Annotated in this window: 8 protein-coding genes; 7 read left to right on the top strand and 1 reads right to left on the bottom strand. The window is 64.8% G+C overall.

The features are described 5' to 3' along the window. From mbhE to VDP82_RS13480, 7 genes are all read left to right on the top strand, one after another. The coding region (gene mbhE, locus VDP82_RS13510; protein WP_323015371.1) for a hydrogen gas-evolving membrane-bound hydrogenase subunit E at window positions 1–958 on the top strand (958 nt) is incomplete at its 5' end. Beyond that, window positions 949–1,284: a Na+/H+ antiporter subunit C gene (locus VDP82_RS13505; RefSeq protein ID WP_323015370.1), complete on the top strand. Its 336-nt coding sequence runs from the start codon at window positions 949–951 to the stop codon at window positions 1,282–1,284. The genes mbhE and VDP82_RS13505, both read left to right, overlap by 10 nt. After that, window positions 1,285–2,874 carry a monovalent cation/H+ antiporter subunit D gene (locus VDP82_RS13500; protein ID WP_323015369.1) on the top strand — a complete coding sequence of 530 codons (1,590 nt, stop codon included), beginning with the start codon at window positions 1,285–1,287 and terminating at the stop codon, window positions 2,872–2,874. Next, the gene (locus tag VDP82_RS13495) at window positions 2,871–3,359 is read left to right on the top strand and encodes a Na+/H+ antiporter subunit E (RefSeq protein WP_323015368.1); all 489 of its coding nucleotides are present in this window, start codon (window positions 2,871–2,873) and stop codon (window positions 3,357–3,359) included. Before VDP82_RS13500 ends, VDP82_RS13495 begins: the two co-directional genes overlap by 4 nt. After that, complete coding sequence (locus VDP82_RS13490; protein ID WP_323015367.1) at window positions 3,356–3,637, top strand: K+/H+ antiporter subunit F; 282 nt, start codon at window positions 3,356–3,358, stop codon at window positions 3,635–3,637. The genes VDP82_RS13495 and VDP82_RS13490 overlap by 4 nt, the downstream gene beginning before the upstream one ends. Further along, complete coding sequence (gene mnhG, locus VDP82_RS13485) at window positions 3,634–4,002, top strand: monovalent cation/H(+) antiporter subunit G (protein ID WP_323015366.1); 369 nt, start codon at window positions 3,634–3,636, stop codon at window positions 4,000–4,002. Before VDP82_RS13490 ends, mnhG begins: the two co-directional genes overlap by 4 nt. A gap of 80 nt (window positions 4,003–4,082) precedes the next feature. Beyond that, window positions 4,083–4,289 carry a hypothetical protein gene (locus VDP82_RS13480; RefSeq protein ID WP_323015365.1) on the top strand — a complete coding sequence of 69 codons (207 nt, stop codon included), beginning with the start codon at window positions 4,083–4,085 and terminating at the stop codon, window positions 4,287–4,289. 25 nt (window positions 4,290–4,314) lie between these two features. Here the strand turns inward: VDP82_RS13480 and VDP82_RS13475 are convergent, their stop codons facing one another. Beyond that, entirely contained in the window at window positions 4,315–5,232 is a 918-nt protein-coding gene (locus VDP82_RS13475) for a helix-turn-helix domain-containing protein (RefSeq protein ID WP_323015372.1), read from the bottom strand. Between the last annotated feature and the right edge of the window lie 11 nt (window positions 5,233–5,243).

Here is a 5,243-nt window from a genome sequence, read left to right as displayed (position 1 = left end):
CGCCTGGTTCTCCGCGCCCGACCTGGCGCTGACCCAGCTTCTGGCCGAAATCGCCACCACGGTGCTGATCCTGCTCGGCCTGCGCTGGCTGCCCAAGCGCACCCCGGTCCAGGACGACACCTCCTTCATCTTCCGCTTCCGCCGCTATCGGGATGCGGGCCTGGCGGTGCTGATCGGCCTGGGCGTGGCGCTGGCGAGCTACGCCGTCATGACACGGCCGGCGCCGGACGGTATTTCCGAATTCTTCCTCACCCGCGCCTATACGGAAGGCGGCGGCACCAATGTCGTCAACGTCATGCTGGTGGACTTCCGCGGTTTCGACACCATGGGCGAGATCACCGTGCTGGGCATGGTGGCGCTCACCGTGTTCGGTCTCCTGCGCCGCTTCCGGCCCGCCGCCGACAGCATTGAGCGGCCCGAGCAGCAGAAATTGCAGGAAACCGCCGAGGACAATGGCGCGGCCAATGTGCGAGACGAGTTCCTGCACCTTCCCGCGCTCGTCATGCACTGGATGTTCCCGGTCGTCATCGTGGTAGCCATCTACATGTTCCTGCGCGGCCATGATTTGCCGGGCGGCGGCTTCATCGCCGGCATCATCCTGTCGCTGGCTTTCATCCTGCAGTATATGGGTGGAGGCACGCGCTGGGTGGAGGAGCGCCTGCGCATCCTGCCCATGCTGTGGATCGGCTGGGGCCTGCTGCTCGCCCTGCTCACCGGGCTGGGAGCCATGGCGTTGGGCTATCCCTTCCTCACCTCGGCCTTCGGCTATCTGGAGATCCCGCTGATCGGCAAGATGCCCACCGCTTCGGCGCTGATCTTCGATCTGGGGGTCTTCGCGCTGGTGGTGGGGGCCACCGTGCTCATGCTGATCGCGCTGGCGCACCAATCCATCCGCCGTCCGCGCGCCGCCAGCGCACCTCGGCACAGGAACAGGGAGGCGCTGGAAAAATGGAACTGATCCTGGCCAGCGCCATCGGCGTCCTCGCCGCTTCGGGGGTCTATCTGGTGCTGCGCCCGCGGACCTTCCAGGTCATTATCGGGCTCTCGCTGCTGTCCTATGCGGTCAATCTGTTCATCCTCGCCATGGGGCGGCTGCGCATGGATGGCGCACCGGTCATCACCCAGGGCCAGGTCAATCCGACCGACTATGCCGATCCGGTGCCCCAGGCGCTGGTGCTCACGGCCATCGTCATCGGCTTCGCCATGACGGCGCTGTTCCTCGTCGTGCTGCTAGCCGCGCGCGGCCTTTCCGGCAGCGACCATGTCGACGGGGTGGAGAAGTAGATGGACCAGATGCAGCACATCGCCATCCTGCCGATCCTGGTGCCTTTCGCCGCCGTGATCGTCAACGTCATCTTCGGGGATCACGGCAAGTCCACCGTGCGGCTCAACGTGTTGTTCAGCGTGGTGCAGCTGGCCGTGGCCGCCATGTTGTTCCTGGTGCTGGCCGGCCATGACGCCGACGCCATGGCCGTCTATCCGCTGGGCAACTGGCCGGTGCCCTTCGGCATCGTGCTGGTCGCCGACAGGCTGGCCTCTGTCATGGTTCTGGTCACGGCGGTGCTGGCCTTGGCCGCGCTGATCTTCGCCGCCGCCCGCTGGAACCGCAACGGCAGCAATTTCTTCCCCCTCTTTCATGCCCTGGTCATGGGCCTGAGCGGCGCTTTCCTCACTGGCGATCTGTTCAATCTTTTCGTTTTCTTCGAGATCCTGCTGGCGGCCTCCTATGGGCTGGTGCTGCATGGCGGCGGGCGCAACCGGGTGCGCTCCGCGCTGCATTACGTCGCCATCAACCTGGTGTCATCCTCGCTCTTTCTCATCGGCGTGGCGCTGATCTACGCCACCACCGGCACGCTCAACATGGCCGATATCGCCCGCGTCATCCCGCTGATCCGGCCCGAGGATCGGGGCCTGTTCGATGTCGGCGCGGCGGTGCTCAGCGTCGCCTTCCTCATCAAGGCCGGCGCCTGGCCACTGCATTTCTGGCTGCCCAACACCTATTCCTCCGCCTCGCCGGCGGTGGCGGCGCTGTTTGCTATCATGACCAAGGTGGGCTTCTACGCGCTCCTGCGCTTCTGGACCCTGGCCTTTTCCGATAGCGCCGGGCCCGAATTCAGCCTGGGCCAGACCATGATGTTCGTCGCCGGCATCGCCACCGTTGCCTATGGCAGCGTCGGGGCGCTGGCCAGCAAGGCGCTGGACCGTCTGGCCACCTATGTGATCCTGGTCTCGGCCGGCACGCTGCTGCTGGCGGTTTCCTACAATGCGCCGGGCGTTACGGCCGGCGGGCTCTACTACGTCGTCGTCGCCACGCTCGCCGCCGGCGCGCTGTTCCTGCTCAAGGACGTCATCGACCAGACCCTGCCCTCCGAGGCGCAGATCCTGGCCGTTTCCCTCGAACTTTACGGTGACGAGGACGAGGAGATCGACGAGGACCAGGAGGTGAGCCCCACCGTTCCGGCGGCGGCGACACTTCTGAGCTGGTGCTTCGCCATCATCGCCCTGGTGATGGCGGGCCTGCCGCCGCTTTCGGGTTTCCTTGCAAAATTCGCCATGATCGGCGCCGCGCTCAATGCCGGCGACACGCCCAGCGCGGCGGCCTGGTGGTTCACCGGCGCCATCGTGGTTTCGGGGCTTTTCGTCCTCATCGCCATGGTGCGCAACGGCATCAACATCTTCTGGACCTCCCTGCCCGATGGCGCCGTCAGGGTGCGCGTGCTGGAAGTAGCGCCGATCGTGGGTCTGCTCATCCTGTGCGTTCTCATGGCTGTCGCGGCCGGCCCGGCGATGGCTTATCTCGAAGGGGCGGCACAGTTCATCCACGCTTCGGACGGCTATGTGCGCAACGTTCTGGGTTCGGGAGGCGCATCATGATCCGGCGGCTTGTGCCTCACCCGATCCTTGCCGGCCTGCTGCTGGTGCTCTGGCTGGTCATGCAGCAATCGCTGAGCCCGGGAAACATACTGCTGGGCGTCCTTATCGCCATCGGCGTCTCGCTGGCGGCGCGGCCGGTTCTGGTCGAAAAGGTCACGGTGCGCCGGCCTCTCAAGGTGCTGCAACTGCTCGTGGTCACCGGGCTCGACATCATCCGCTCCAATATCGAGGTGCTGGTCATCCTGTTCCAGCCGCGCCTGGCGCCCAAATCGCATTTCGTTGAGATCGAGCTGGAGCTGACCGACAATTTCGCCCTGGCCATCTTCGCCTGCATCATCACCGCCACGCCCGGCAGCGCCTGGCTGCAATATAGCCGCCAGCGTAGTTGCGTGCTCATCCATGTGTTCAACGTGGACGACGCCGAGGCATGGGCACGAACCACCAAGGCCCGCTATGAGCCGCTTTTGATGGAGATATTCGAATGAACGAGGCCATCTTGCACTGGAGCCTGTTCGCGGCCCAGATCATGCTCGGCCTCGGCATGCTGGCGGCGCTGTTTCGCGTCGTCCACGGCCCCCGGGCGCAGGACCGGATCCTGGCGCTGGATGCGCTTTACGTGGTGGCGCTGCTGCTGCTGATCACCCTTGGCATCCATACCGACAGCCAGGTCTATTTCTCGCTGGCGCTGCTCATGGGCCTTCTGGGCTTCGTGGGCACGGTGGCGCTGGCCAAGTTCCTCATGCGCGGCGAGGTGATCGAATGATCGAAGAGCTGCCGCTCTGGCTGGTGCTATTGGTTTCCGCCTTCGTACTGGTGGGCGCGCTGCTCACCATGGCCGGATGCTTCGGCCTGGCGCGCCTGCACACCTTCTACCAGCGCATCCACGCCCCCACCATGGGCACCAGCGCCGGGGGCGGGCTGATCCTGGCGGCATCGGCCATTTATTTCAGCGTCACCCGGCAGCGCCTCGTCATCGACGAGATGGCCATCTTCATCTTCGTCACCGTCACCACGCCGGTAACGCTGATGCTTCTGGCCCGCGCCTCGCTGTTCCGCGACCGCACCGAGGGCAATGCCGACGTGCCGGCAAATCACGTATCGCGTGCCTCCGAGCCGCCGCAGCCATAATTGTTCCAGCGACGTTGACCGCAGGCGCGGGACTGGTCAAAATCCTTCCCAGGCTTCGGTGTCGGCGTGCGAGGGCCACGATGCAATTCCGGGTGACGTCGTCCCGCTATGACAGCGTCGGCAGGCGGCTGCATTTCACCGTCAGCGGCGAGCGCGACGGGATAAAATTCACCGTCGCTTCCAATGTGCGTTGCCTGCGCGATCCCAGAACCCCGGAAAACATCCATCTGGTGGCGCTGGTTGCCCTCACCGACATCTTCCGCCGCCCCAGCGCCTCGGGCCGTTAGCCGGGAAGGAAGAAACAGCCGCAGTCTAGGCCAGCGGGCTGCCGGCGAGTTGCTGCATCTGCACCGGCGCCATGGGCCGGCCGCGCACGTCGCGGCGGAAATCGCTGGGCGACATGCCGGCTATGCGGCGGAAAGACTTGTTGAAGGCGCTGAGCGAGCCGAAGCCGCTATCCATGGCCACTTGCAGCACATTGGCCTCGTTGCGCATCAACAAAGCCTGGGCATAGCTGAGGCGCATCAGATTCACATAATCATTCAGCGTCATGCCGGTGGATTTCTTGAAGACGTTCATGGCGTATTTCGGATGCACGTCGGCGGCCCCGGCGATATCGGCGGAATCGATGTCCTCGCGAAAATTGTCGGCGATGAACTCGCAGATCCGCACCACGATTGGGGAGGCGTGATGATCCGCCGCCTCGGCGCAGGCCCCTGCCCCAGCCGGCTCGGGATAGAGCGTGAAGGGGTCGAAGCGCACCCGCTCGATGCGCAGCAGCAATTCCTCCACCGCCATGTCCCCCTTCATCGGATCGCCCGAGCGGGCATAGTCGTTCCAGCGCTCGAAATTGAGCGGATCGGCGGCGTCGGTGGCCCGGGTGACCAGCGTCGCCCCCTGCATCAATTGCGATTGCACGTTGGGCGGCAGGCGCAGGCGGAAGAAATGCAGCAAAGGCAGGTGCCCGCCGGCATAGATGAGGTCGTCCGAGCCATCGTCGAGCAGATGCGGCAACCCGCCCCAGAACAGGGCCAGGTCACCCTGCTGGAAGGTGATGGCATGCCCGCTCATGCGATAATGGGCCCAGCCGCGCACGATGAAATTGACTTCGACCTGCGCATGCCAATGCGCCGAGCGCATCAGCAGCGGGGAGGCATAGAACATCTGCAACTCGGTGGGCAACCGCTCCACCCCATTGGTTCCAGGTTCGTAATAGGCCTTTCCGCTCATCTTACTTTCCG

The organism is Devosia sp. (assembly GCF_034675085.1).
Classification (GTDB): domain Bacteria; phylum Pseudomonadota; class Alphaproteobacteria; order Rhizobiales; family Devosiaceae; genus Devosia.
This window is presented reverse-complemented; position numbering and strand designations above follow the sequence as displayed.

Bases quoted from the DNA above. Each gene is read 5' to 3' on its own strand.
- VDP82_RS13505 (WP_323015370.1), top strand. From the start codon at position 949: ATGGAACTGATCCTGGCCAGCGCCATCGGCGTCCTCGCCGCTTCGGGG.
- VDP82_RS13500 (WP_323015369.1), top strand. From the start codon at position 1,285: ATGGACCAGATGCAGCACATCGCCATCCTGCCGATCCTGGTGCCTTTC.
- VDP82_RS13495 (WP_323015368.1), top strand. From the start codon at position 2,871: ATGATCCGGCGGCTTGTGCCTCACCCGATCCTTGCCGGCCTGCTGCTG.
- VDP82_RS13490 (WP_323015367.1), top strand. From the start codon at position 3,356: ATGAACGAGGCCATCTTGCACTGGAGCCTGTTCGCGGCCCAGATCATG.
- mnhG (WP_323015366.1), top strand. From the start codon at position 3,634: ATGATCGAAGAGCTGCCGCTCTGGCTGGTGCTATTGGTTTCCGCCTTC.
- VDP82_RS13480 (WP_323015365.1), top strand. From the start codon at position 4,083: ATGCAATTCCGGGTGACGTCGTCCCGCTATGACAGCGTCGGCAGGCGG.
- VDP82_RS13475 (WP_323015372.1), bottom strand. From the start codon at position 5,232: ATGAGCGGAAAGGCCTATTACGAACCTGGAACCAATGGGGTGGAGCGG.